The organism is Leclercia sp. LSNIH8 (assembly GCF_002920195.1).
Lineage (GTDB): Bacteria > Pseudomonadota > Gammaproteobacteria > Enterobacterales > Enterobacteriaceae > Enterobacter.
On record NZ_PQJY01000011.1, the window covers coordinates 59,820 to 85,520 of the forward strand.

Consider the following 25,701-nt stretch of genomic DNA (forward strand, 5'->3'; position numbering starts at 1 on the left):
TTTTCCGGATCTCAGGAAGGGAGAAGACAGATTTTTGCAGAATAAGCATAAAAAAAGGTCAGTTGTTGTTATGAGGAGATTATTGCCATGAGGGAAAATTTAGGAATGACTAAGCCTTGAATGGAAACAAAGAGAAAAGACAGTTTTTCCCCCTCAGCATCAGCATACAGTGAGGGGGAGCAACTACCCAACAAGTGGATCGTTTGCAGTTTTCATTTCATGATGCGTCTTCACCAAGTAAGGACTGCAAACTGACAGAGTCATTACGGAGTATAAAGCGGACTTTAATCTGACCACTGAAAACGGCCTCTCCTTCATATTGAGAATGCAAAGCTATTTCAAGTGGTTTACCATCAACCTCTTCAGCATTAAAATTGAACATGCTATCTCTCTCACTTTTGATTTTATACTCTTCAAAATAGTTTTTATTCACAAGCAGAGCATCAATAGCATCAAAGTGAGGCCTGATATAGAGCGAACAGCTTTTTGCTTTACCACGGATCTTTAGATTTCGGTCTTCGTCATAAAACAATTTATCTTCTTTACCCTCTACACTATCTAAAGTATTCGATCTGTAGTCATTATATTGATTCCATAATCTTTCGTCACCCACAATGAGATAGTCATCTTCTTGGAGGTCATCATAATCATAAACCACATTTAGAAGTTCGGCGAATGACGTCACATTAATATACCGTTGAGCTGGTTGGCGACTTAGCAAACGTAACAAATCAAGTACATGCTCGTTGATCAATGTGGATGCGCGATTTTCTTCAAATCTGTGTATCTTGCGAGAAAATTTATTTGTAACATCTTGCTTTTCAATATAGAAAACTACGGATCTCTTAATATTACTATTCTCTACCGGGACAGATGTAATATTATCAAAAAGAGAAAATAATATTGATTTGCTTAACTTTTGTGTAAAAAAGTCAGAGATAATACTTCCAAAGTTATCTAGAATTGTACTGCTGACTGGAGACTTTATGATTTCTTGCTCAATATGATTGGTAAAAAGATCCAGATACTCTTGTATCAAGTCAGACACTCTCTGTCGCTTTTCGGTAAAAACATCATCAGCAACAAAAGCAGCACAGGTCAGTTTGTTGATGGCATTGTGCAGTGAGGAAAGATTTCTTACGGTTTGCTCCAAAAACTGAAACGATAATAGATTAGAAGCAACAATTGCGTTCATTTTAGGTGAAACCGAATTTGCATCACCACAACGCAATATACACAACTCCGCTATCTGGGGGATGAGATCCTCAATTCCCCCGAGGCGTCTTCCCATATAGCTTCGCCCGCTTACCAAGCTTTTACCATGTGTTGATGATAATTTCCTTATAATGTTCCCGGGTGAATTTAATGCCTCCCCGCGGTCAGCTTTATTCCAGATAAGCAAACGGATAAAAACGTCGATGATGTCTGAACTCCTGGTCATTCCTTCAGATAAACGTTCAAAACCACCGGTATTTTCAACAAGACTCCCGTCAAGCAGAGTGCTGACAGCAAACTGACAATGCGTGTTTTGAAAGGCATCGGGTTTGCTAATAATAAATGCAGCTGTTAAGAGTCGAAGATCTGTCAGTGTGTTCTTGTAAAAAGAGTCCAGAAGTTGCGACGGTTTAACCGGTTTTCTTAATGGCGTATTCTCCTGACTGAAAACAATTTCGCCATCCAGAGTTGCCTGCGTAACGATAAACTCCTGCCAGCTGAACAGTGCATTGTTATGACTATCAGCAGACCCTCGGGCAGTATGAAGCCAGCGGTTCATTAAGTCCACCGCCCAGTCAACAGAGCCTGACTCGCCTGACAGCACTGCACATGCGACTATGTCGGGTAAGGTGAAAAGGTGCTCTTTCAGAGTGTCCTGGTATAACTGCTGACCACCATTTTTTTTGGATATGTATTCCAGACCATCAGTCCATCCTTCCCAAATTTCGACAAAATCCCTTAAAAGGGCCTCATAACTCTGACGCTGTGTTAAATCAAGCCTCCCCGTGTTGGCATGGCCCCAGCGCACGAGAATGTCCCATGAATAAAATGTATATTTCAAAGCAAGTTGTATTTCTTTGAAGGAAATTTTTTCTCTTTTAGAACACAGCATTCGGGGAACGTTCATACATTCTGCATAAAACCTCTCAGATATATCAATGCGTATAACTGCCTGCCGGAAAAGCTGATAAAGCTCTGTATATAATTTATCAGTAAAACTACGATCCCAAAAAATGTCATTTGCTAATAACAAAAGATTATCTGTCTGCTGCCCTTGCTTGAAATTAAATCCGTCCGTAAAAGTTGTTATGTCACGACAGAATCCTTCAATAGCTTCGTCAAAGGCATTGATATCAGCACTGGCTAACGCATCAATGGCATCACCTAAAAGCCCTTTGATTATTCTGTCTGTTGCAATATGATGTTTAGTAGCGATACCTGTGCGGAAGCAACGTGTTAAGACATTTACAAGAACATGGTCTGACTCGATATTTTTAACTTTAAACAGGGGTAGGGTTTCGAACTCATCCCGGCTATCCAGCTTCGAAAATAACGCAATCGTTATTTGTTTTTTCTTTAAGCGACCATACATATTTATAAGCCAGAGAATAATCTTCAATGGCCGCACATAGATATCTTTAATAACATCCTGTACTGAAGCTTTTTTTCTTATAATTGAGAATTCATTTTCAAATGAATAATCCTCAATGATAATATTATTATATTTATCATTTTTGATAATTTGGCTTTCAACAGGCTTATTTAAAAAAATGTTATTCAGTTGACTTTTCACATGCGCTGATAAAATGTCGGTAGTGAGGTAGCGTAACACCATTCTTTCGCGTTTTTCATCGTCAAGAACACTTAGGCTTTGCACAAAGAACCAGACAGAAAGCGCAATATTAAGCATCATCCATATAATACTTATCCCACAAATTATCGCGTAGTTATAGTTCCCGACGAATGTCCTTAGCAACAATCCGCAGAGCATGAAGCCAGAAAGAAATAAACCGCTCAGACCTGCCAGCATGAACCCGGAATAGGTCTGATAAGCTGCGTGTACGATTTTCCTTGCTGATTTCCTCTGAAATATAACACTGACAAGGCCAACGACCATGGGATACACAATACCTATAATGGTAAGCTGCCCCCCCAGGAGGTTTATCTGGGCGTCAAGCAGGGTATTCCATTTAGGAAACCACTCAGCCACAAATGGCTTTATATAGCCTTTAGCTGAGACCATCACAATGAAAATGGCTGCAAAAAATGATATCAGCATAAACATTGCTTTTACGTAATACTTTGAACCATAGACCAGTATTTTCTCAAAGCCGTTCCATTTCAATGCCATGTATGATTGATTTACATGAATGTTGTCACGGATGAACTTATCTGTCTGGTAGCTAATGCTGTCTAGGATTTTTTTAAGCATGTTGGCTCATTAATATAGATATTATTGTTTATATAGTGTGATAGAGAAAGGTCATGTGAGTCAGTCACTTTACCATTACACGCCTTAATTTTCTTCCATCAAACACATTGTTCGGGCTACTTCCACATTCGCCTGTTTAACTCATCACTCACTGCAGACTGTAGCTATGTATCAGGGGAGTAATTTTCCGGCTTAACCAGAAATCGGATCAGCGCGGCGGGAAACCGGCCAACAATATGATAATTAAAACACGAGCATAAAATCATACTAAGTTTGATATTTGTCATATTCAATAAAATCATCCATGATATGAATTTACTTAAATTTAAAATTATCAAACGGAGCATGCAGGATGGATCACGAAGAGACGTTTTCACTCAGCTATGAACAACTGACCCAGTTTGCGGAAAAACATATTCGTGAATGCAATCTGGATAGCCAGGGCGTGATTTATATCAGCGAGTCAGCCAAGGCAGGAGCCGTGCTGAGCTTGTGGTATGAACTGGCCTTAAATGGCTATGCCTCAATGAATGCCATAAACAGAAAAGAGCTCATAGACGCCGATCATCAGCGTCTCAGAAAGCTCATCTGGCCAGAGACGGATAAGCAATGACTCACGCGCGCCGACCATCGCCGCTGCAGAGGCGGGTGCTGATTGTGCTGGCTGCCTTGGATGCGAAACGTCCAGGGCCGGTCGCCACGCGGGATATTGAGCGGGTACTGGAGCAGGGTGGCGACGCCCCGGTGTATGGGCCGAACCTGCGCGCCTCCTGCCGGCGGATGGAAGCCGCGGGCTGGCTGCTCACCTTGCGCGCCCCGAACCTGCAGCTGGCCGTCGAGCTAACGGAGGCAGGCCGTGCGCTGGCCGCCCGGCTATTGGCTGGCGAACAAGCGCGCGTTCTGGCGGAGCAGCGCGCGACGGCGGTCCGGGTATTGCCCCTGGTTCCGCGCAGCCAGGCTAATGAGGCTGACGACCGACCGGTGGAGCTGGACGATCGCTGGCACCTGGCGTGCCGGGGCGACTACGTCATCCGTATCGACGGGACCACCTGCCTGCAGCTATGGAGCGCGGCCGGACAGGTGACGCGCCTGGAAGGCGATCCCCTGCAGGTAGCCACCTGGCTGCAGGCCTGCCACGACGCAGGTATTGCGGTCCGGGTGCAGGTCAATGAAAGCCTCAAACCGGAAGAGGGCACACCGGACGGTACCGCGCCGGCGGACCGGACGTATACCTGGTATCGCCAGCTGGACGCCGCGCTGCAGGCGCAGGGGATCACTGGCCTGACGGATGAGATCTGCCTTGCTGTGGTGAGGCCTGAGGGCTCATTACGGACGCTGCAGGCGCCGGTGCGCCTGCTGCACGTTCTGCGCGAAAGCCTGGAGGCATTCCCGCTCTCAGCCACCGCGTATGAAGAAGATACCGGCGCCGCACTGGACACCCTGCTGGCCCGGGCTGGATTTACTGCGAGCCAGGCGCAGGAGTTGCGGCGGCACCGCATCTGCTGGCCATTAATGAGCGAGGAAGAAATCGACCGGCGCTTGCTGAACCCTCCACGCGACACCAGGGAGGACTAATAGGGGTCCGCTTGGAAAACGGAAATTATCCCACGCTAAGACTATATTGTGTACAGCAGTGGAGAAGGATGAGAGACCAGCAGTTCATTAACAGGGACTCCTTTTTGCTTAAGCGGCTCAATGGTTCTTTCTATATAAACCGTATTCCAGAGTGTTATCGCCGCCGTATGTAGTGTCAGCGCCGGTGGCGTGGTAACGCTGATCCTCCCACCCCCAGATCCCTGATCCCGACCGGACGAGTCTGGCGGCCTGATGAACTTAAGCGGATTATTGAAATTTGCCTGGCCAATGACATCTGGGTGATATCTGACGAAATTCACTGCGACCTGTCCCGAAGCGGTATCGGTCATACACCGGCCGCCTCTCTTTTCCCTGATTCTACACGCATTATTACCTGCATGTCCTCGAGTAAAACATTCAATCTGGCCGGGAATTTGTTGGCAAATATCATTATTCCGGATCCCGGTGTCAGAAGCGAGTGGCGTCTCAGACACGACGAGTTCATCTCTCCACTGAGCCTGGCAGCAAACAAAGCGGCGTGGAGTGAATGTGATGACTGGCTTGTCCATCTGAGGGAATATATTGACGGCAATTTCCAGTACCTGCACGACTATCTCAAAAGCTATTTACCCGAAACCAGGTTCTCGATCCCCGAAGGGACATATCTGGCCTGGATAGATATTAGCCGCTACCTGCCCGACACCGCAGGTGAGGATTTATCGCTGTATTTTGCCCGGGAGTCAGGGGTCCTTCTTGAAGGGGGCTTGCTGTTTGTCGACAATGGGGACGGATATATCCGGTTAAATCTGGCCTGCCCACGGAGTATGCTGACAGCAGGGATGAAAAGAATTTCACAGGTACTGCGGATACCGGCTCCTCATCGTGTATAACCCCTTTCTCTCTGGCCGTTTTGTCCTGTCAGGATGTCGTCAGAACCCGGCATAACACCCTGTGCCGGGAACACAAAAGGCACGGATGAACAGGTCGTGAATATTCTTAGTGAAGCCTGCTGATGACATGTCTGGCGACAAAAAAATGCCGCCCTTAAGGGGCGGCTTATGCCAGCGTCACGGGGTTATCGTCTGACCGCCATGATGCCCGCATCGACATCCCAGATAGCGCCCGTCACCCATGAGGTTTTGTCAGACAACAGGAAGAGAATAGTGTTTGCCACATCTTCGGCAGTTCCGACGCGTCCCAGCGGGTGGAAATCGTTCAGCGACTTCATAGCATCTGCGATATCCGCTTTGTCCATGAAGCCTTCGTATATCGGCGTATGAACAATCCCGGGAGACACCGCGTTGACACGAATACCCGCGCTGGCCAGCTCAATCGCCAGATTACGCGTCAGGGCATGCAGACCCGCTTTTGCCATTGAATAGGCCGAGGCCGGCGAGTCACCCAGTGCAGCCTGAGCACCAATCGAACCGACGTTGACGATAGACCCTTCGAGCTTCGCGGCGAGCATGTTCTTCACGACATCCTGTGTAATAAAGAACGTGGCTCGGTTCAGCGAAAGATACATGTCATAATCGGCAAAGCTGTGCTCGGTAAATCCTTTGGGCATGAAGATACCGGCGGCATTCACCATCAGGCTGATATCGCGATGGTGAGCATTAATTTCCTGACGGATAGTTTCCATACCTTCTTCGGTCATCAGGTTCGCCGCGATGACCGCAACCGGTCCCAGAGGGCTCAGTTCTTTTTGCACCGCTTCGGCTTTGTCTTTTTTATTCCCGGTCAGCACGACACTGCCGCCCGCTTCCAGTACCATGCGTGCCACGGCCAGGCCCATGCCGCTGGTACCGCCGACGACGAGCAGTTTTTTACCTTTGAAAAAAGTGTTCATTTTCTGACTCCATTACTGGTGGGTAAGACGTTGCCGGCAGCGTGAAACTGCCGGCGGTTGACGGATTAAATACTGCAGCCATCCGTTCCGCAGGTCTGACCCGCAGTGGCTGAAAATTCGGTTTGCTGTTCATCCCAGACCTGACGCAGGGCATTCAAAAAGTTATCTGCTGCCTGAGCCCCGCTGATGGCATATTTTTCGTTCATCACAAAAACCGGAACGCCGCTGAGGCCAATAGACTGTGCGTGGGCTTCATTGTCGGAAACGGTGGCGCGAAAATCGTCATTTTCCAGGGCGGCTTCAGCGTCAGCTTTCGGCATACCGGCTTCTACGGCCATGGCAACGAGCTGCTGACGGTCAAAGAGAGAGCGACCTTCGGTGATACTGCCATGATAAAAACGTTCTTCCACCGCGTCCGCAATTCCGGCCTTACGCGCGGCAACCAGCAGGGTGTGTGCATCTTCTGTATCACCAAACATCATGCCGTCGAAGTTGTAGATCAGACCTTCAGATTTACCGGCGGTGCCCACCTGATTCATCATCAGCTCCGCTGAATGCTGACTGCCCAGCTTTTTAACGATGGCATCCTTAAAAGGCATCGCGGGAGTACCACCGGCCAGACGGTAGCTGTGATGGCGGATCACCACCTGGTCGCGAAATTCAAAGCGATTCAGACCCTGTTCAAATCTTTTTTTAGCAATCCAGCACCACGGGCAGACCAAATCTGACCAGATATCGATGGTAAGGGTGGGTTTCAGCGTTTGCATAATGATTCCTCAAAGACGTTGGGCGGTCGGATCTCACTTATCAGAGAACCGCGACCGTATGGGATTTATTGCGCCTGCCAGACCGGGTAATCGGTATAGCCTTTTTCCGGGGAACCACTGACGCCGTAGTAGGTGGCGCGGTCACTTTCTGCCAGTGGCCAGCCGTTTTGCATTCTTTCAACCAGATCCGGGTTAGCGATGTAGGGCACACCAAATGCCACCAGATCCAGCTCATCATCTTCCAGAGCCTGCTCTGCGATATCACGGGTAAAACCGCCGGCAGCGATGATGGTGCCTTTAAACGTGTTGCGAAAACGGCGGCGGAAGCCTTCCGGAAGTGGCGCTTTGGTGTACACCGGCTGATAGTAAAGGTGTACGTAGGCCAGTTCCCGCTGACCGAGCGCGTCGGTGATGGCTGACCAGGTTTGCTCTTCACCTTCATACGGCGCGAGGTCATAAATGCGGCCGAACGGTGACAGGCGCACGGCAACGTGGCTGTTACCCACGGCTTCCGCCACGGCGTCAATGGTCTCCAGCAGGAAACGCTGACGATTTTCCACCGAGCCGCCGTATTCGTCGGTGCGGGTGTTCAGTTCGCTACTGAGGAACTGGTCAAAGATGAATCCGTTTGCCGCCATGATTTCCACGCCGTCAAAGCCGGCTTCCATCGCCAGGCGTGCGGAGTGCACGAAGTCTGCAGTGATGCGTTTAACTTCATGCGTTTCCAGCGCGCGTGGCTGGCTTGGTACAACCGGGCCCGGTTCTCCGGATTCGGTCAGCGCAAAAACGGTGGTATTGACCGCCTGAACGGTGCCCGCTGAAACCGGCGCTATGTGGCCTGGCTGAAGAGAGACGTGAGACATACGGCCGACGTGCCAGAGCTGCGCGAAAATACGGCCACCTTTGGCGTGAACCGCTTGTGTCACCTTACGCCAGCCCTGGACGTGTTCGTCGTTGTAGATACCAGGGGTATAAAGGTAACCCCGGCCTTCTTCTGAAACTGGCATCCCTTCGGTGATGAGCAGGCCAGCAGAAGCACGCTGTGCATAGTACAAAGCCACGACCTCATCCGGCACGTCATTCATGGTGCGGGTGCGGGTCATCGGTGCCATGACTACACGGTTTTTTAACGCCAGGCCAGACAGATTGTAGGGGGTGAAAAGCTTACTCATCGTATACCTCACAAAAAACAAAAAGGAGTATCCCGGCAGGGATTTGCACAGCCCGGCAGTATCATCGACTGGACGTCGCGCACTGGAGTTGCATAAACATCTGATGGGTGGCAATATACCAACCATCTAGTAGGTAGGTCAATGGCTGTGTCGTATTTTTTTGTCATAACGCAGCCATTTCTGAATTGTCACTCATTTTGCGAGGTCATCACCATGCGTACATTAACAGCTTATAACGAAGATAATTTCCGCCAGATAGAGCAGTACAAAGGAATATCGGTGGTACGTTTCTCTGCACCCTGGTGTCCGCCCTGTCAGGCCAGCGAAGAAATGTTCAGTCAGTTTGCAGACCGGCTCGATAGAGATATTCAGGTGGGGAAAGTCAATGTAGATCAGGCGCCGGTGCTGACAACCAAATACGAGATCTGGGGGCTGCCGTCTGTGCTGATATTTCATGAAGGGCAATTAGTTAAACGCATACCGGGTGTGAAACCTGCATCGGTATATGCTCAGGCTATTGCGGACATAAAAAAAGGGCAGTAATGCCCTTTTAACGTGGAATTTATTAATGCTTAACCGCGTGCCTGACCGACGGCATCCAGAGTGCGGGCTGAATAAATGACCGCCGCGCCAGCGTTGAGGTTAATCGCCACGCCCAGCGCTTCAGCAATTTCAGCGTCGGTTGCACCGGCTTTCACAGCGGCGTCGGCGTGAAAAGCAATACAGCCGTCGCAGCGGGTTGTGACTGCGCACGCCAGGGCAATGAGTTCACGCACTTTTGCGCCCAAAAGGTCAGTTTTGTTACCTGCGTTGCCCAGGGCAACCACGCCTTTCATGGTCTCGGGGGTCAGTTTGCCCAACTCGCCTAAACGTTGCATTAACTCTGAGCGATAGTTGTTCCAGTCCAGCATAGTGTCATTCTCCTGAATGAGGGGTATTAAGAAGCAGTTTTATATACTTAAGGCTGTTGGCGAAGACTTCGGGTCTGGCCGTTGCATGCGCCACTACGCTTGAGCCTTCACAGACATTAATGATCATCAAAGCAATATCTGATGGTTCGGCATGGGATGAAAACTCACCTGACTCCATGCCCGCCCTGACGACTTTTGTGAGCCACTCGATTTGCATATCGAAATAAAGTGATGTCTGTACAGTAATTGCCTGAGGCAGATTGGCGGTCTCTGCTGACAACGCACAACACAGTGGCAGTAGCGAAGCTTTATGGCTTTGCGCGAAGATATCGATGTAAGCCGCAATTCTTCTCTCCGCGCTTTTCTCAGTCGCCTCTATCTGCTCAAATACGCGTTGTGTATCAGAGAACGCCTGTATTACCACCTGCTCACCCAGAATATCTTTGGTCGGGAAATGGTGATGAATACTGGCCTTGGTGATACCCACTATTTTTGATAAATCAGCATAGCTGAATGCTGAATACCCTTTTTCGCGCATCAGGTGTTCTGCTTCGCTGAGCAGCCGTTCCCGTGTCATGGTTGTCATAATTACTCCATATAATCTACTAGTTGATAGATTATATTGTTGCTATTTTTCCGTAGCAAGTTGTATCACTGACTCAGTATCGTGCAGAGCTGAACGTCACTGCCATCCTGCATTCTGAATGGCAGCATTACATCTCTGACATCACGCCAGGCGTGTAATCATTTCAACCGGATTAGCCAGAGTATCGTGGATTGGCGAATTCTTTTGCATTTCGCTGACCAGCGCTTCTAACTCCTCGCGACTGGCGGTCTTGCTCGTAAGGTGAACATCGACGCGAATAGATTTCGCACCTTTACGCACGTTGCTGTCCAGCCCAAGGAAGCCGTTGAGGTTGATATCGAAATTAAGATCCAGCTCGATACCGTCCAGGTCGATCCCTTTTTCAGCAGCCATCATGGTAAGGGTGGCGGTATAACAGCCAGCCAGCGCCTGCATGATGTATTCAGTCGGGCTCATGCCGGTATCGGTGCCGAGTAAACCTGCGGGTTCATCACCGATATTAGAAAATTTCCCCACACGGCTGGTATCGATAACGCCGTTCTGGATTGTGGCGCCGGTCTCTGTGCGAACGGTTAATCCGCCGCTGGAACGGGCTTTCATCTGGAAAGTCAGGTTACCCAGGCCAGGCTGGCTGCGAACTGCTTCACGGGTATTGTGGATCGCAGCTGCGTCTGCAGAAGGTTTAACGGTAGTAGACATAATGGCTCCTGTAATTTCTTGATAAAAGGTATAGCTGGTGTAATCAGTACCAACCATCTAGTTGGTAGATTAATATCGCGAACCTCTTTTGTCTACTCTTTTATAAAAAATAGGGGGAAAAGAACCCAGCAGGCTGTTTTATTTCATAATAACCATTTGATTTTTTTTATAATCTTCCCAGCCGCTCACTCTTGCAGCAATCCAGCCTTTACCCGAAGGATAGTCTGGCGGGTGGTATTAAATTCCCGGGCAATAGCACTGATACTGATGCCAGCATTTAGGCGCTCTGTCACTGTTTGCTTTTGTTCCTCGCTCAGGATGGGGGGGCGACCGAAGCGTTTTCCAGCCGCTTTTGCCCTCGCAATACCTGAATACGTTCGCTCAAGCAGCAAATCCCGCTCAAACTCCGCTACAGCAGAAATTACCTGCATAGTCATTTTTCCGGCCGGACTGGTCAAGTCAACGCCTCCGAGTGCGAGACAATGAACGCGAATATCTAAAGCCGCCAGTTGCTCTACTGTTTTTCGGATATCCATCGCATTACGACCCAGACGGTCAAGTTTGGTGACAATCAGTACATCCCCATTTTCCATGCGATCTAGCAACCGGATAAATCCGGGGCGTTCGCTGGCAGCAACCGAGCCACTGATATGCTCCTCAATAAGTCGTTGGGATCTGATGGCAAAACCCGCCGCTTCAATTTCACGACGCTGGTTTTCTGTGGTCTGTTCCAGAGTTGAGACCCTGCAGTAGGCAAAAACACGTGACATGGGAAACTTTCCGTACGAAATGGATGTCCGAATTATAACGTGTGTCCGAAATTAATTTCACTAAGTTTCGGACATGTGCTGTAAGTGGTGTACGAAACCGACCGGTTTCGGTCAGTGTAAAGCGATAACCAAAACGAACTATATGCAGAGGAAGCATTTATGCCACGGAGACAAATACTCAGCAGTGAAGAAAAAGAGCGCTTGCTGGTTGTGCCGGATGATGACGTTCTTCTGGCGCGCATGTGTTTTTTGAGTGAACATGACCTCGCTCTTATTAATAAACACCGCAGACCTGCAAATCGCCTGGGCTTTGCTGTTTTACTCTGTTATTTGCGAGGGTCGGGGTTTCCTCCCGACAAAAATATTTCCCCTCACGACGGGGTTGTTTCCCGGCTTGCGGCTCATTTGAAACTTCAGCCTGATTTGTGGGCCGAGTATGCATCAAGAGAGGTCACCCGCTGGGAGCATCTGGCTGAACTATACCGCTATCCGGCGACGATAAGAACTGACCAGGGGCCGGAGTTCACTTGCCGTGCACTGGATCAATGGGCCTTTGAGCATGGTGTTGAGTTGCGCTTAATCCAGCCGGGCAAGCCAACGCAGAACGGATTTATTGAGAGCTTTAACTGACGATTTCGCGATGAATGTTTGAATGAGCACTGGTTCAGCGATATCGTTCATGCCAGGAAAATTATTAATGACTGGCGGCAGGATTATAACGAATGCCGCCCGCACTCCACGCTGAATTATCAGACACCGTCTGAATTTGCAGCGGGCTGGAGAAAGGGTCATTCTGAGAATGAAGATTCCGACGTTACTAACTGAGTGTTGTATCTAATCGTGGGGGCAGGTCAGCCAGGATGTCGATTGGATCGAACGACTCTGCCCTATCGGACGTACCGCATACAAATTCTGTATTTTTTGTTGACTAAGGATTATGAGTTTAACTTGCAAGTTAGACGGACACTTTTCTTCGTGTGATAGAAACGGGAAGTTTTTCCTACGAAATTAATAATAAAATAGTATTTATTCAACAAGTTACATCAAAATATTAAGTTAGACGGACACTTTTCTTTTTGGTTAAAGCCATCCTCAGGGTGAGCAATGTCCTTTTAGTCCTAATGCATTGATATTTATTATTAATTTACCCATACATCCAAGTCGGACAGACATATTTTTTTGTCTGAGCTGCAGGCATCTGTAAAAAACCTCTTAACCTTGACGGACAAATTACTTATAGAGCAATTCAAAACCGCCGCAGAAAGTGGCCCCTAGCATTTATTACGTAATTGATTCTAAATATAAATGAGTCTGCGGGTTTATCACCAGAAGTTTGACCATTACAAAAACGCAAAATAGAATAAATGTCAAACTGAGGTAACTTATGAACAAACATACCACAACAGAACTAGAGCTGAGCGCAAAAGTGACGCTGGCTGATTTTCAACTAAGTCTTCTGAAAAGGATTAATAACATCGCGGTCTCACTGATGCCTGAGTTTGAAGATAAAAACCAAGCATTGGACGCAATCACGCTGGATGATGGTTCACTGATGCAACTGCTCTGCTCCATTCAGATGGAACAAAAGACGCGTGCTTCAGAACAAGAGATGCGTAAAGTACGCCGTCGCCGCGAAAATCTGGAGGCTTTTTACAAGAGCCTCCAGGAGCTTGGTGGCACCCTTAAGGTTAACGACGTGGCCGATAAGCTGGGCATCACCCGCCAAGCAGTAAATGTCCAAGTAAAAAAGAATCAGCTCATTGCGTTTAAACAAAACACCGATTATATCTTCCCGGCCTTCCAGTTTACCGATAAAGGCCTGGTGCCCGGGTTTAAAGAAGTCATGAGCGCGTTTGATGAAGACACGCATCCAATGCTTCGTCTCGGTGTGCTGAAAACGCCGATTCAACTCAGTGAAGACGTGACAAAAACGCCGATTCAGATCATGCAGGATGGCGCAAAGCCCGACGAACTGGAGCTCGCAATACGTTCTGCGAGATTGTGCGGCAACCATACTGCCAACTAACCTGTAATGTGGGGGAATGCTCAAAATATTAGAGCATTCTCAGTGAATTATAGTCAGAATACCTTTGAAGTATACCTTTAACACTGCATGTAACCTCGCCGAATATCAGTAACAGCCTGCCCGGAAACAACAGGAATACGAGGAGATTTTACAAGCTGCCTTCTATGAGGGAAACAGTAGTAGATGAACTGTAATTTATAATTATTGGACTGATACTTAGCATGTGTCTCAAGTTAACAAGGGCGTTCATAATGATTAGCAATGAGGCAGATAATGATATGCAGAAGGAAGTTCAGGTTATGCTCTAGTACCCATTCACTAATAACTTTCCATCCATCAATTACGGTCCACAGTCCATCTTTGATAGTTTTCCGCTCATTAATCACGGTTCATAGTCCATATATAATGGATTTCTACTCATTAATCACGGTCCACAGTCCATCTTTGATGGCTTTCTACTCATCAATTACGGCCCACAGTCCATCTTTGATGATTTTCTACTCATTAATCACGGTCCACAGTCCATCTTTGATGGCTTTCTACTCATCAATTACGGCCCACAGTCCATCTTTGATGATTTTCTAGTCATTAATTACGGTCCACAGTCCATCTTTGATGATTTTCTACTCATTAATCACGGTCCACAGTCCATCTTTGATGGCTTTCTACTCATCAATTACGGCCCACAGTCCATCTTTGATGATTTTCTAGTCATTAATTACGGCCCACAGTCCATCTTTGATGGCTTTCTACACATCAATCACAGTCCACAGTCCATCTTTGGTGGCTTTCTACTCATCAATTATGGTCCACAGTCCATCTTTGGTGGCTTTCCTACTCATCAACCACGGTTCACAATCCATATTTGATAATGTTATAAACCGTAAAGGAACTTCACGAATTTACGACAGCAATATTTATGGAGATACACTTTACATCATTTAACCGATGGAGTTTTTAGACGCTATGTTAAACATCCAAGTAATTGTGACAAACTGGCTCGTTAATAAAGTCTTTCTTATATCAAATCAAAGCAGGAGTGACACCTTTACTGCGGAAAAGAGTTCTACTGCTTTGTCTTAGAATATCCATTTTTCCTCCTAGCTATAAACTTCTGGGCATTCTCTTTTACCAACAGAAATTACGAAGACAATCATCTACTCGTCTATGCCTGATAGGCAAAATGATAACCTGAAAACCTGAACTTTATCTTGTAACAGTCAGGTACGCCACGAAGTTACTTCGCTTAAATTCGGGATGATTCAAGCACTTTAGCCAGTATCTTTTTTAACTGTTCACGTACTGTTGAGCCTAGCTTCGCCATTCCTTTAGTGCCCTCTCATCGTAATCAAAAAATACGCCATCAGAGTTCATCCAGAATTACACGCACAGGCTTAGGATTGCGAAGACGCTCTTTCACTATCTCACGAACTCAGCATCTTCATCACTCGAAAGTGTTTTTTTGAACGGCAAGCGTTTATTGTCAGCGATATATTCAAGCATGAGAAGAAGCGCTCAATACCATTAGGTCTTAAATTTCACATCTACCGTTTTCTCAGCCATAAGCTCGTCTACCAAACGTACCATCTCTTCCTTTTTCCTTTCCTTCAGCATTACAACCTGACAGCAAAAGTTATTCAGTGATTGCTATATACATGATTTTCTCGGTCATTTTCTCCACTGTTCTGCCATCATCATATATCGCCGAGGCGGCTTCATCACAACCGCGATAAGACTCCACAACGTCTAACAAGCATCTTCTTGTTGGAGCCTTAGTAGTCATATCAGACATCCTCACTCTTAATGTTTTTCAACTTTCTGATCTTTCTTGACAGTTCAATATTGTATTTATGGAAATACTCAAGCGAATCTCTATAAAGGCAGAATTTACTTTCATACTCAAAAATTAAGCGCCATTCCCACTCTGTACATTTTGGAAAACAATTTATCGAATACATTCCCGCTTTCAATGGCTTTACACGAATTGCGCGATGCATAGCCGGGACACCTTTTAGACGCGATGCGTAATCATCCCAGTTAATAGTCAATTTCTTTGCACTACCAATATGTCCAAGTCTTGGCGCATAGCGACCAAGTTTTTCTGAATCGTGTTTTTGTACATTACTAGTTGAAATAATCTCTTTGTTACGTTTTTTCCAGATTGTCCAGTAATTATCGATCTCATCTTTAGCTTCAGCAGCAACGCTATCAATGCTTCTGATGTTCTGCGCCCGATGTGCTTCGTACAGCTTGATTAGCAAATCTTTCATGCACTCCTCCTGTATCTCAATACTATACATGAAGTATGCCGTCTTCCACGTCGGATAGAAGAGGATTTTGGACTACACCCAGACGAGTTTTAGCTCAGCGCCGGTACCAGTTAGGTCGTGATGGGGATTAAGATTGTTAGGTGTCGAATGGTGCCATTAATAAAGTTACTTTTTTAAGTACCCTGCATATCTTCAAAAGTTTGATTAATACTTGTAACACTTTTACTTAAAAAGTCGCACATGACATATTTCTCCATGTTTAACTTTTCCTACAAAAGTTAAACATGAGCAATTCATGTATGTTTAACTTTTTGGCTAAAAGTTGAACATGAGAAACTCGTGTATGTTTAACTTTTTGACTAAAAGTTAAACATATCGCAACCTTTTATGTGGGTCTTTTACAGAAAAAGTCGAACATGGTGCATGTGAATTATGCTTGCCTTTTATCCAAAAAGTTGCACATAAGCAGTAAGCTAAATCCAGTCTGCTGTTAAATTAATACAGCCTCTGGTAAAAAAGTGTTATATGTATAAGAGTTAGTATTGACCTACGGATCTAACTAATTCATTAACAGTGTTAGAGGACAGGGACCACAGAAAAGTAAATTTAAATCTTATTTTTTGCGGTTTTCTATTATAGTTTTCATTCCATAAGTTTTGAAATCCCTTATGTAGGCAAGGTTAGAAAGAGGACGTGTATAAGATGCATTTTCATTCACAACAGATTTTATTTAAGATGTTCAATTGTTTTTTATGATGAAATGTCAATAACTCAGTTTTTCAACTTTCTAGAACCCATGTCTTTGCAAGATTACGTTAATTTAAATTCCAATGACAAAATTTCCTTTTCAGCCTGATAATATTATAGCCATACATAAACCCTCTCTCGCTCTAGTACACGACCAAGCGTTTTTTTGTATGTTGTGTAACAAAAAAACATATTGGTTCAAAGAGATTTCTCAATCTATGATTTGTGATCATAAGATCTTTCTATGATGAAAATATCTTTACCAGATTCACGTAATATGGGGGGGATGAAATGGAAATGTTCAATTGTTGCCTTGATGAATGTCAACCACAAAAATGGTGTTGTCTCGTTAGTAAACGATTGGCATCCAAATTTATTATTTTTGAGAATAGGTTATTACTTCGCCCCCCAAAATTTATCTGCTTATTCCTAGAAAACACAACACAATATTATTACTTGCACTCAAGAGTTTGAAATATCTTCTTTGAAGACAATTGAAGATTACGCGTTATTACCTCGCATAATATATCTATAGTCGATAAATCCCTACGAACCAGGTATACCTTCCATAAAATTTCCGCTTGAGGATATGAAATTTTAGCTGATCTATCCTTAGATAGCATGTGGGTAAAGATAAATGAAGCGCTGCGTTATGTCCTTAAGTTTGCAAGTCATCGGCAGGATTTTATTACTAGGTTGAGCGTCTTCATTTACGCGACTGAGGAATGAGGATAGAAAATGAAACTTAGTGAAGGTCCGAGTGTCTTGTTAGTAGCGCAACTTTCAACCTAGGTACAAGTAGCAAGCAGAAAGATGGCATGGACTCCTAATAGTAAAATATAATTTGTGTAAGTATTTTACTTAATCTAACCAGTTACTGTTAGATATCTCCATATATATCATTTCTCCGTGTTTCAGTATGGAATGCCTAGACTGTAAACTGCAATCGATACATGCTCTAAAACCATCGATAATGCATAAGCCCATTAACCGCCTGTTATGCACTTTGCTATGAGCATATTCCAGACATGCGAGGAGGGTTGCCAAGAGTCGCCTATTTATATGCGCCCTATTTTCTCACCAATTTCTTGAATAAATGACATAACGTTTTTTTGAATCGAAGTTCGATAAACTCGATTAACTATTTATTATTTAATATGTGCCAACATAAAAATCAGAATGGTAAAAGCTAATCAATCCCACAATAAGTTTAATGATGCTTATTGTAGAATCATCCTCTTCCATTTTTGCATTGCTTTTAGATAAAGCTATTGGCTTATCAAAAGCATGTTGTAATCGTACAGCTAAGAACAAGTGCTTCAAGTCTACTTATTAAAATGTACCTTTGAAAAAGTAGTCTTTCTGCGGTACGCTTCACGGGACCATTTCCCCTGAGTTTTCGCACAGCGCGCCGGACGTTTTCCGGCCGGACCGGAGCCTGACATGAGCCTGATGCCTGATGACGAACAGGAACGTAATCTTCTGGCAGCAGCGATCCCGCTGGATGAGACATTTCTGCCGGCGCTGTCCGGCAATAACGTTCCGGTAAATCCGGCCCGGGCTTACCTATTGTCCCTTAATTCCCAACGTAGCCGGCAGACCATGGCTTCGTTCCTCGGGATTGTCGCCAAAATGCTTGGTGCCGGTAGCGCTGACACCTGCAACTGGGGCAGCATTCGCCGGTATCACGTCATGGTAATCACCGAGTTACTGCGCGATACTGGCCGGGGGATGGCAACTATTAACACCTATCTGTCGGCTCTTAAGGGCGTAGCGAAGGAAGCCTGGATGCTCCGCCTGATGGACGTTGAGAGCTTCCAGCACATCCGGGCGGTACCGAACCTGCGTGGCAGCCGGCTGCCAAGCGGTCGGGCCCTGCCGCCGGAGGAGATCCGCGCGTTGTTTGCCGTGTGTGAGGCCGATCGCAGCTGCCTCGGGCCGAGGGACGCGGCGATGCTGGCGGTTATCCTGGGATGTGGCCTGCGGCGGTCCGAGGCCGTGGGCCTAGATTTACGTGACGTTGTCACGCACAATCGGGCGCTACGGGTGCTGGGGAAGGGGAACAAGGAGCGTCTGGCCTACGTCCCGGCCGGGGCCTGGCAGCGGCTGCAGATCTGGATCGATGAGGTCCGGGGCGAAACCCCGGGGCCGCTGTTCACGCGGATCCGCCGCTTCGGGGATGTGACACTGAACCGGCTCACCGACCAGGCGGTGTACCATATCCTGCAGGTGCGTCAGGGGCAGGCCGGGATCGGTAAGTGCTCGCCACATGACCTGCGCAGGACCTTCGCAACTGCCATGCTGGATAACGGTGAGGACTTAATTACGGTTAAAGATGCGATGGGTCACGCCAGCGTTACGACCACCCAACAGTACGATCGTCGCGGAGAACAGCGTCTTCGAGATGCCCGCGATAGGCTCAATCTTGTCAAATGATTTAGTCGACAGGATCAACCTTGATGCCTTCGCCATCCCTGGCTGTGACGTTTTTTACCTACTGGCAACGATCTAAAGCATCATTAAAAATGAGTGTTTAAGTTCCAGGAAATTATTGATATATATAGAAAAATATATAATAACTTTAGGGTTTATGCATGTCTATTTCTCCCCCCTCGGGATTGGTTTTAACAGTTGCCAAGTGGTTATGGGGAAAGCTAACGCAACGGTTATTAATGTCTACCTATATGCATTCTCATGAGAAATGGGCATTACGGCACCGCTTGGGAGCTCGTTGGGATGCCATTGATAATAATCTTGAGTACAGTCTTCGATTTGGCATGCTCACTGATAAAGGAGAGCCTCTGACCAGGATAGCATTTAAGACGACCAACACTCCCTTGGCGCGCATTGAACTGACGTTTGAAGCAGAAGGTTCCGGCGTCAGGTATCAGCAAATTATTTCACTCTCTGAAGTAAATGCCACCCCTCTCGTAGTGACTCTCACTAATGTACCGGCGCTAAATTTCTCGTTGATTTATGGAAATATCGCGTTCTTGGTAGAAAGTTACCACATAAGAAATTGTCGAGTCTGGTTATCCGACCTGAGCCTTTATCCCGACACGTTTCATCAGTCGCCAGACTCTGTTCACTCCGCACTGTTGCCCGCTGTCACGCAGATCCAGATGGATTTTGCGATAACCATAGACGCATCCCGATTCCAGCCAGAACTGTTTAATCTGTCCTGTCAGTCTCAGGTCTGCCTGATGGCGTTGTGAATGCGGCTGCTGAAGCCAGGCGTAAAAACCACTGGGATGAACATCCAGCACCTGAAGTGGTTTACTGAATTTGGCCACCTGAACAGAGGTGATATGCTCACCTCAGAACAACACAGGTGCCATAATGAAAAAAAGAAATTTCAGCGCAGAGTTTAAACGCGAATCCGCTCAACTGGTCGTTGACCAGAATTACACCGTGGCAGATGCAGCCAGCGCTATGGATGTCGGCCTTTCCACAATGACGCGATGGGTGAAACAATTACGTGATGAGCGGCAGGGAAAAACACCAAAAGCCTCCCCCATTACCCCGGAACAAATTGAAATCCGTGAGCTCAGGAAAAAGCTACAACGTATTGAAATGGAAAATGAAATATTAAAAAAGGCTACCGCGCTCTTGATGTCAGACTCCCTGAACAGTTCTCGATAATCGGGAAACTCAGGGCGCGTTATCCTGTGGCCACTCTCTGCCATGTGTTCGGGGTCCATCGCAGCAGCTACAAATACTGGAAAAACCGTCCTGAAAAGCCAGACGGCAGACGGGCTGTATTACGCAGCCAGGTACTTGAACTGCATGGCATCAGCCACGGCTCTGCCGGAGCAAGAAGCATCGCCACAATGGCAACCCAGAGAGGCTACCAGATGGGGCGCTGGCTTGCTGGCAGACTCATGAAAGAGCTGGGGCTGGTCAGTTGCCAGCAGCCGACTCACCGGTATAAGCGTGGCGGTCATGAGCACGTTGCTATCCCGAATCATCTTGAGCGACAGTTCGCCGTACCGTTACCATGCTGTCCCGCCCTGGACGCATGACCGAAACGGAGACGCTGAATGAGTACGCTGTCTCCCGTCTGCGCGCGCCACTTATCGCACTTTATCAGGACCCGGCGCAACGCACCATGCAGGCTGTTCATACGCTTCTGGCACATTCCGGTCTGTACCTGAAAGAGCAGCATGACTGCCTTGTTATCTGTGACGGTTACGATCAGACGCGTACGCCCGTACGCGCTGAACGTGTCTGGCCAGCCCTGACGAAAGCGGTCATGAACAGCTATGAAGGTGGGTGGCAGCCTGTTCCTCATGACATTTTCCGCCAGGTCCCTCCGGCGGAACGTTTTGCCGGCGGAGGACTGAAAGCCCGCCCGGTCAGCGATCGGGAATGGGCAAAACTGCGCACCGGTTCGGGTCCGCAGGGCGCGCTTAAACGTGAGATTTTCTCCGACAAAGAAAGCCTGTGGAGCTATGCGGTATCACACTGCCGTCAGGATTTAGAGGCGCTTATCAGCAGCGGGAAATTCACCTGGGAGCGCGGTCATGAACTGCTGGCGCGTCAGGGATTACTGTTGATGCGTGAGAAGCAGGGCCTGGTGGTTATGGACGCATATAACCACGACCAGACGCCGGTTAAAGCAAGCCATGTCCATCCTGATCTGACGCTTGTACGTGCAGAGCCGCATGCCGGTGCGTTTGTTCGTGTGCCGTCAGATATTTTTGAACGCGTTGCGCCGGTGAGCCGTTATAACCCTGAGCTTGCCGTCAGCGACCGCGATATCCCGGGCATGAAACGTGATCCTGAACTGCGTCGTCAGCGTCGCGAAGCACGCGCTGCAGCGCGCGACGATCTGAAGGCCCGCTATTCAGCCTGGCGCGCGAACTGGCAGCGTCCGGACTTACACAACCGGGAACGCTGGCAGGCGATACATGACGAGTGCAGGATGCGTAAGGCACGTATCCGCGCACAGCAACGCGATCCTCTCGTGCGGAAGCTGCATTATCACATTGCGGAGCTGCAGCGCATGCAGGCACTCATTGCGCTGAAAGAGAGTGTGAAAGCGGAACGACTGGAGCTTATCGGGCAGGGGAAATGGTATCCGCCGTCTTACCGGCAGTGGGTTGAAGTGGAAGCGCTGAAAGGTGACAGGGCTGCGATATCGCAGCTGAGGGGATGGGATTACCGGGATCGTCGTCATGATAATACGCAGTCGACGTCCAACCAGCGTTGCGTGGTGCTTTGCGAACCGGGAAGCGCACCGCTGTACTACAATATGCCAGGCCTTAAGCCTGCCTTACAGAAAAACGGCAGCATCCGGTTCAGCGATACTGATACCGGGCAGCACGTCTGTACCGATTACGGCGATCGGGTGGTGTTCAGAAACGGCAGTGATTTTGCGTCCCTTCAGCGTGAGCTAAACCGGGTATCCCCTGTGCTTTTCGCCAGGGACCCGAAGATGGGCTTTGCTCCGGAAGGGAATGACATACAGTTTAACCAGGCGCTTGCTGAGATGGTGGGCTGGTATAATGTGTACCGTGCGGGAGAAGAGGATCAGGTCCGTATCAGCCGACCGGATGTGGACAGAATGCGTGAGCAGTGCGAAGCGTTTTTCCGTAACGCAGAGGCGGAGCAGAATACACCGGCATACATCTCACATGAGCCACGTAACGACTGGAAGCCACCTTCTCCGCGTTAGCATGAGCAGGCGCACTAAACCTCTTTACGCAAGCCATTCATCATGGTTGACACTAACTTATATTAGCGTAATATTATTTTTGAGCGGGAAGCCAACTGCATTAGGGTGCAATAGTTGGTGGATGAACCCCATAGAAGCCCTAACTTCTGTGCCTGGGTGAGACCTCAGCACCTTTAGTCTGAAGGTGTTTAATATAAAAAGACAACATTATTAGCCGCAGTGTTCATCATTGCGGCTTTTTGTTATCTGCAATACAGCAACTTCCCTCTGCGGTGTTTGTTCAGCCCCTTTGCTTCTGTGTGCATAAAGTTCCAGAGAACCTTTCCATCCCAGGGTGCAACAACTACCAGCATTTGCTGCCTCTGCTTGTATGTGCCGATAAAGATATAACGCACCATTTCATCGTCATACATTGTTTCCCATATCTCGTAGGGATGCTCAAGTGTGTCGAGTGCCAGCTTTACGTAACGTTCACGTGCGTCTACGCGCTTCTCCACAATGTGGGCAAGCTTATCGCGTACAATACACATGTTTCCTATATGCGTTGCCTTAATAACTGCAGACATTTCTGGCGAGCTGAAACCCATATGTGCTTCCAGGAACGCCAGGGCTTCTTCAGCTGTACTCCCTGCGACGATCTCTTCTGGTTGATCACGACGTTCTTCAGCTTCAAGGTTCCTGAGGTCTTTCAGGTCCAAATCTTTAAAGGTTGGTAATCCATTGAGAGCTTTAGCCATTCTTATTGTTAAATCCGCCATTTATACGCAGATGAGCAGGATATCATTACACTTCCCGGGTCGCCAGAACAGGCAGACCGAATAACACCGAAGGCAAGGCAGAAGCAGGCATAAGATAATTAAAGAAAAAAGGCCGCGCAAGCGGCCTTTTTTTATCAACGAGAAAGATTCGGCCACTTAACTGAGGCGGAGCCCTGCTGGGTTCGAATAATTGTTGTTTGAGCGATGTCCTGGCCGCTATCTCCGGAAGGCTAATATTACGCAGAATTGCATCTGTAGGTATCATCGCTTCCGGTGCGGCTGTTTCATCAGTCTCAGGTTTGTTGAGCGTGATATAGCGTAAGGTAAGTTCTGCCATGGTTGTGGTTTTGATAACTTCCAGTGCTTCCTCCCACAGACTTTTTTCACGCCCGCGGCGGTCCATGTCATATTCTGTCATCAGGTTGTGCGCTTCCTGGCGGTTGGCCAGCCGCCAGGAAGGTGGCGATCGCTTTCCACGGCTCTCCTCTTGACTTCTTTTTGCGGCGGGATGGTTTTCCGGACGGGGCAGGATTAGGCGAATGGCCTCGGCCTCCGTCCGGGCAACGGCCACGATCCCAACTCCTTCAATAAACCCTTTGGTCGTGTTTGCACTGTGCAGGGGGTAAAAGGGGGCCGCTTGGAAAACGGAAAATATCCTACGTTAAGCCTATTTTTTGAGCTGGCATGACGGGCAGCTATGAGCGAAGTATAGTCATTCGCCCTATCTCTTTTGTCGCACTTTCAACAAGGGGGTCGCTTGGAAAGCGGAACGAGGTCAGTCTCCGCCCGGACTGCTCAGCTCTTTAAACAGCAAAAGAGAGGCATCTTATGAGAAGGGATTGTTCAGTATGTCAGGGCAGACTGCTTTTTCATCCGCAGGTACTGAGGGTAAATGCTCAATTCCGGTACGATTCTTACTCTATAGCCAGACAGAATTCAGCATTGTGCTGAACCCGAATCTTTTTTTACTCTGACAGGCCTGTTCATCAGAACCCTGAAAAAACAATTTTCCCGTTCACATTTTTATTTTCCATGTCCTCATGAGCCCGGCGAAGTGCTTTTGTAGTGGTCATTCAATCCTTGTAACATCAGGATGATCCTGGTGTCAGTGAAAATACGAAATCAACACGTTGGTATCATTACCCACCTGTAAACTGACGTCGGCATTTTGAATCTCACTTCGGCGTGCCCCCTCCGAATGGCGCAAAACATTTCGTGGTATGGCATGATAGCACCCGAAGAGAGTCAATTCAGGGTGGTAAATGTGAAACCAGTAACGCTATACGATGTCGCAGAGTATGCCGGTGTCTCTTATCAGACCGTTTCCCGCGTGATGAACCAGGCCAGCCACGTCTCTGCGAAAACGCGGGAAAAGGTGGAAGCGGCGATGGCGCAGCTGAACTACATTCCCAACCGCGTGGCACAACAACTGGCGGGCAAACAGTCGTTGCTGATTGGCGTTGCTACCTCCAGTCTGGCCCTGCACGCGCCGTCGCAAATTGTCGCGGCGATTAAATCTCGCGCCGATCAACTGGGTGCCAGCGTGGTGGTGTCGATGGTAGAACGAAGCAGCGTCGAAGCCTGTAAAGCGGCGGTACATAACCTTCTCGCGCAACGCGTCAGTGGTCTGATCATTAACTATCCGCTGGATGACGAGGATGCCATTGCTGTGGAAGCTGCCTGCGCTAATGTTCCGGCCCTATTTCTTGATGTCTCTGACCAGACTCCCATCAACAGTATTATTTTTTCCCATGAAGACGGTACGCGACTGGGTGTGGAGCATCTGATCGCATTGGGTCACCAGCAAATCGCGTTGTTAGCCGGTCCATTAAGTTCTGTCTCGGCGCGTCTGCGTCTGGCGGACTGGCATAAATATCTCACACGCAATCAAATTCATCCGATAGCGGAACGGGAAGGCGACTGGAGTGCCATGTCCGGTTTTCAACAAACTATGCAAATGCTGAATGAGGGCATCGTTCCCACTGCGATGCTGGTTGCCAACGATCAGATGGCGCTGGGCGCAATGCGCGCTATTACCGAGTCCGGGCTGCGCGTTGGTGCGGATATCTCGGTAGTGGGATACGACGATACCGAAGACAGCTCGTGTTATATCCCGCCGTTAACCACCATCAAACAGGATTTTCGCCTGCTGGGGAAAACTAGCGTGGACCGCTTGCTGAAACTCTCTCAGGGCCAGGCGGTGAAGAGCAATCAGCTGTTGCCCGTCTCACTGGTGAAAAGAAAAACCACCCTACCGCCCAATACGCAAACCACCTCTCCCCGCACGTTGGCAGATTCCTTAATGCAGCTGGCACGACAAGTTTCCCGACTTGAAAGCGGGCAGTGAGCGCAACGCAATTAATGTGAGTCAGCTCACTCATTAGGCACCCCAGGCTTTACACTCTATGTGTCCGGCTCGTATGTTATGCGAAAATGTGAGCGGATAACAATTCACACAGGATACAAC

The 25,701-nt window shown here is 47.8% G+C and carries 19 protein-coding genes and 7 pseudogenes; 10 read left to right on the top strand and 16 right to left on the bottom strand.

Features of this window, described 5'->3' with window-relative positions:
* Positions 1-217: 217 nt before the first annotated feature.
* Positions 218-3,427, bottom strand: a complete 3,210-nt coding sequence (locus C3406_RS22310; RefSeq protein WP_103825215.1) for a hypothetical protein — start codon at positions 3,425-3,427, stop codon at positions 218-220.
* A 352-nt stretch (positions 3,428-3,779) separates the two neighbouring features.
* Here C3406_RS22310 and C3406_RS22320 point away from each other — a divergent pair, with 352 nt between their 5' ends.
* Together C3406_RS22320 and C3406_RS22325 are read left to right on the top strand one after the other, a co-directional pair.
* Positions 3,780-4,040: a hypothetical protein gene (locus tag C3406_RS22320; RefSeq protein ID WP_103825217.1), complete on the top strand. Its 261-nt coding sequence runs from the start codon at positions 3,780-3,782 to the stop codon at positions 4,038-4,040.
* Between the two features lie 263 nt (positions 4,041-4,303).
* Positions 4,304-5,002: a hypothetical protein gene (locus C3406_RS22325; RefSeq protein ID WP_233210588.1), complete on the top strand. Its 699-nt coding sequence runs from the start codon at positions 4,304-4,306 to the stop codon at positions 5,000-5,002.
* 56 nt (positions 5,003-5,058) lie between these two features.
* On the opposite strand, the pseudogene C3406_RS26935 reads toward C3406_RS22325, so the two are convergent.
* A pseudogene (locus tag C3406_RS26935) lies at positions 5,059-5,215 on the bottom strand (Tn3 family transposase); the annotation flags it as partial.
* Between the two features lie 11 nt (positions 5,216-5,226).
* Between C3406_RS26935 and C3406_RS22330 the strand changes: the two are divergent.
* The gene (locus C3406_RS22330) at positions 5,227-5,892 is read left to right on the top strand and encodes an aminotransferase class I/II-fold pyridoxal phosphate-dependent enzyme (protein WP_228030188.1); all 666 of its coding nucleotides are present in this window, start codon (positions 5,227-5,229) and stop codon (positions 5,890-5,892) included.
* A gap of 185 nt (positions 5,893-6,077) precedes the next feature.
* Here C3406_RS22330 and C3406_RS22335 read toward each other — a convergent pair whose 3' ends face one another.
* The 3 genes from C3406_RS22335 to C3406_RS22345 form a co-directional block, all read right to left on the bottom strand.
* Positions 6,078-6,851 carry an SDR family NAD(P)-dependent oxidoreductase gene (locus C3406_RS22335; protein WP_004729618.1) on the bottom strand — a complete coding sequence of 258 codons (774 nt, stop codon included), beginning with the start codon at positions 6,849-6,851 and terminating at the stop codon, positions 6,078-6,080.
* A gap of 65 nt (positions 6,852-6,916) precedes the next feature.
* Positions 6,917-7,618 carry a DsbA family oxidoreductase gene (locus C3406_RS22340; protein ID WP_103825219.1) on the bottom strand — a complete coding sequence of 234 codons (702 nt, stop codon included), beginning with the start codon at positions 7,616-7,618 and terminating at the stop codon, positions 6,917-6,919.
* 65 nt (positions 7,619-7,683) lie between these two features.
* Entirely contained in the window at positions 7,684-8,790 is a 1,107-nt protein-coding gene (locus C3406_RS22345) for an alkene reductase (RefSeq protein WP_006687059.1), read from the bottom strand.
* Between the two features lie 213 nt (positions 8,791-9,003).
* Between C3406_RS22345 and C3406_RS22350 the strand changes: the two genes are divergently transcribed.
* The gene (locus C3406_RS22350; RefSeq protein WP_002431133.1) at positions 9,004-9,333 is read left to right on the top strand and encodes a thioredoxin family protein; all 330 of its coding nucleotides are present in this window, start codon (positions 9,004-9,006) and stop codon (positions 9,331-9,333) included.
* Positions 9,334-9,362: 29 nt separating this feature from the next.
* On the opposite strand, the gene C3406_RS22355 is transcribed toward C3406_RS22350, so the two are convergent.
* The 4 genes from C3406_RS22355 to C3406_RS22370 all read right to left on the bottom strand — a co-directional run bounded on the left by C3406_RS22355 (position 9,363) and on the right by C3406_RS22370 (position 11,756).
* A complete protein-coding gene (locus C3406_RS22355) occupies positions 9,363-9,701 on the bottom strand; it encodes a carboxymuconolactone decarboxylase family protein (protein ID WP_000888080.1) in 339 nt (112 codons plus the stop codon).
* Between the two features lie 4 nt (positions 9,702-9,705).
* Positions 9,706-10,287, bottom strand: coding sequence for a TetR/AcrR family transcriptional regulator (locus C3406_RS22360; RefSeq protein WP_000210409.1), 582 nt, complete (start codon positions 10,285-10,287; stop codon positions 9,706-9,708).
* 141 nt (positions 10,288-10,428) lie between these two features.
* The gene (locus tag C3406_RS22365) at positions 10,429-10,986 is read right to left on the bottom strand and encodes an OsmC family protein (RefSeq protein WP_000108589.1); all 558 of its coding nucleotides are present in this window, start codon (positions 10,984-10,986) and stop codon (positions 10,429-10,431) included.
* 185 nt (positions 10,987-11,171) lie between these two features.
* Positions 11,172-11,756, bottom strand: a complete 585-nt coding sequence (locus C3406_RS22370; RefSeq protein WP_012695450.1) for a recombinase family protein — start codon at positions 11,754-11,756, stop codon at positions 11,172-11,174.
* A gap of 159 nt (positions 11,757-11,915) precedes the next feature.
* Between C3406_RS22370 and C3406_RS26600 the strand changes: the two are divergent.
* Both C3406_RS26600 and C3406_RS22380 read left to right on the top strand, forming a co-directional pair.
* Positions 11,916-12,581: pseudogene (locus C3406_RS26600) on the top strand (DUF4158 domain-containing protein).
* Positions 12,582-13,140: 559 nt separating this feature from the next.
* Positions 13,141-13,782, top strand: a complete 642-nt coding sequence (locus C3406_RS22380; RefSeq protein ID WP_103181195.1) for a helix-turn-helix domain-containing protein — start codon at positions 13,141-13,143, stop codon at positions 13,780-13,782.
* 1,160 nt (positions 13,783-14,942) lie between these two features.
* Here the strand turns inward: C3406_RS22380 and C3406_RS22385 are convergent.
* From C3406_RS22385 to mobI, 4 genes and pseudogenes are all read right to left on the bottom strand, one after another.
* Positions 14,943-15,156, bottom strand: a pseudogene (locus tag C3406_RS22385) (type II toxin-antitoxin system RelE family toxin); the annotation flags it as partial.
* A pseudogene (locus C3406_RS22390) lies at positions 15,146-15,297 on the bottom strand (type II toxin-antitoxin system RelB/DinJ family antitoxin); the annotation flags it as partial. The pseudogenes C3406_RS22390 and C3406_RS22385, both read right to left, overlap by 11 nt.
* Before the next feature lie 118 nt (positions 15,298-15,415).
* On the bottom strand, positions 15,416-15,565 hold the full coding sequence (locus C3406_RS26220; protein WP_158250577.1) for a hypothetical protein: 150 nt from the start codon (positions 15,563-15,565) through the stop codon (positions 15,416-15,418).
* A gap of 1 nt (position 15,566) precedes the next feature.
* Positions 15,567-16,052 carry a conjugative transfer protein MobI(A/C) gene (mobI, locus tag C3406_RS22395; RefSeq protein WP_103825220.1) on the bottom strand — a complete coding sequence of 162 codons (486 nt, stop codon included), beginning with the start codon at positions 16,050-16,052 and terminating at the stop codon, positions 15,567-15,569.
* Positions 16,053-18,242: 2,190 nt separating this feature from the next.
* On the opposite strand from mobI, the gene C3406_RS22400 reads away from it, so the two are divergent.
* A complete protein-coding gene (locus tag C3406_RS22400) occupies positions 18,243-19,235 on the top strand; it encodes a tyrosine-type recombinase/integrase (RefSeq protein ID WP_103181193.1) in 993 nt (330 codons plus the stop codon).
* A gap of 599 nt (positions 19,236-19,834) precedes the next feature.
* Here the strand turns inward: C3406_RS22400 and C3406_RS22405 are convergent.
* Positions 19,835-20,068 (bottom strand): annotated as a pseudogene (locus tag C3406_RS22405) (IS3 family transposase); the annotation flags it as partial.
* Between the two features lie 70 nt (positions 20,069-20,138).
* Between C3406_RS22405 and C3406_RS22410 the strand changes: the two are divergent.
* Positions 20,139-20,797, top strand: a pseudogene (locus C3406_RS22410) (transposase); the annotation flags it as partial.
* Positions 20,798-21,138: 341 nt separating this feature from the next.
* Positions 21,139-22,332 (top strand): annotated as a pseudogene (locus C3406_RS22415) (relaxase NikB); the annotation flags it as partial.
* A gap of 386 nt (positions 22,333-22,718) precedes the next feature.
* On the opposite strand, the gene C3406_RS22420 reads toward C3406_RS22415, so the two are convergent.
* Together C3406_RS22420 and C3406_RS22425 are read right to left on the bottom strand one after the other, a co-directional pair.
* Positions 22,719-23,213 (bottom strand): PBECR2 nuclease fold domain-containing protein, encoded by a 495-nt coding sequence (locus C3406_RS22420; RefSeq protein WP_058663152.1) that lies wholly within the window; start codon positions 23,211-23,213, stop codon positions 22,719-22,721.
* Between the two features lie 46 nt (positions 23,214-23,259).
* Positions 23,260-23,805, bottom strand: coding sequence for a hypothetical protein (locus C3406_RS22425; protein WP_103793519.1), 546 nt, complete (start codon positions 23,803-23,805; stop codon positions 23,260-23,262).
* 693 nt (positions 23,806-24,498) lie between these two features.
* Here C3406_RS22425 and lacI point away from each other — a divergent pair.
* Positions 24,499-25,581, top strand: coding sequence for a DNA-binding transcriptional repressor LacI (lacI, locus tag C3406_RS22435; RefSeq protein ID WP_016809493.1), 1,083 nt, complete (start codon positions 24,499-24,501; stop codon positions 25,579-25,581).
* The last annotated feature ends 120 nt before the right edge of the window (positions 25,582-25,701 follow it).

Bases quoted from the DNA above. Each gene is read 5' to 3' on its own strand.
- C3406_RS22310 (WP_103825215.1), bottom strand. From the start codon at position 3,427: ATGCTTAAAAAAATCCTAGACAGCATTAGCTACCAGACAGATAAGTTC.
- C3406_RS22320 (WP_103825217.1), top strand. From the start codon at position 3,780: ATGGATCACGAAGAGACGTTTTCACTCAGCTATGAACAACTGACCCAG.
- C3406_RS22335 (WP_004729618.1), bottom strand. From the start codon at position 6,851: ATGAACACTTTTTTCAAAGGTAAAAAACTGCTCGTCGTCGGCGGTACC.
- C3406_RS22340 (WP_103825219.1), bottom strand. From the start codon at position 7,618: ATGCAAACGCTGAAACCCACCCTTACCATCGATATCTGGTCAGATTTG.
- C3406_RS22345 (WP_006687059.1), bottom strand. From the start codon at position 8,790: ATGAGTAAGCTTTTCACCCCCTACAATCTGTCTGGCCTGGCGTTAAAA.
- C3406_RS22350 (WP_002431133.1), top strand. From the start codon at position 9,004: ATGCGTACATTAACAGCTTATAACGAAGATAATTTCCGCCAGATAGAG.
- C3406_RS22355 (WP_000888080.1), bottom strand. From the start codon at position 9,701: ATGCTGGACTGGAACAACTATCGCTCAGAGTTAATGCAACGTTTAGGC.
- C3406_RS22360 (WP_000210409.1), bottom strand. From the start codon at position 10,287: ATGACAACCATGACACGGGAACGGCTGCTCAGCGAAGCAGAACACCTG.
- C3406_RS22365 (WP_000108589.1), bottom strand. From the start codon at position 10,986: ATGTCTACTACCGTTAAACCTTCTGCAGACGCAGCTGCGATCCACAAT.
- C3406_RS22370 (WP_012695450.1), bottom strand. From the start codon at position 11,756: ATGTCACGTGTTTTTGCCTACTGCAGGGTCTCAACTCTGGAACAGACC.
- C3406_RS22380 (WP_103181195.1), top strand. From the start codon at position 13,141: ATGAACAAACATACCACAACAGAACTAGAGCTGAGCGCAAAAGTGACG.
- C3406_RS26220 (WP_158250577.1), bottom strand. From the start codon at position 15,565: ATGACTACTAAGGCTCCAACAAGAAGATGCTTGTTAGACGTTGTGGAG.
- mobI (WP_103825220.1), bottom strand. From the start codon at position 16,052: ATGAAAGATTTGCTAATCAAGCTGTACGAAGCACATCGGGCGCAGAAC.
- C3406_RS22400 (WP_103181193.1), top strand. From the start codon at position 18,243: ATGAGCCTGATGCCTGATGACGAACAGGAACGTAATCTTCTGGCAGCA.
- C3406_RS22420 (WP_058663152.1), bottom strand. From the start codon at position 23,213: ATGGCTAAAGCTCTCAATGGATTACCAACCTTTAAAGATTTGGACCTG.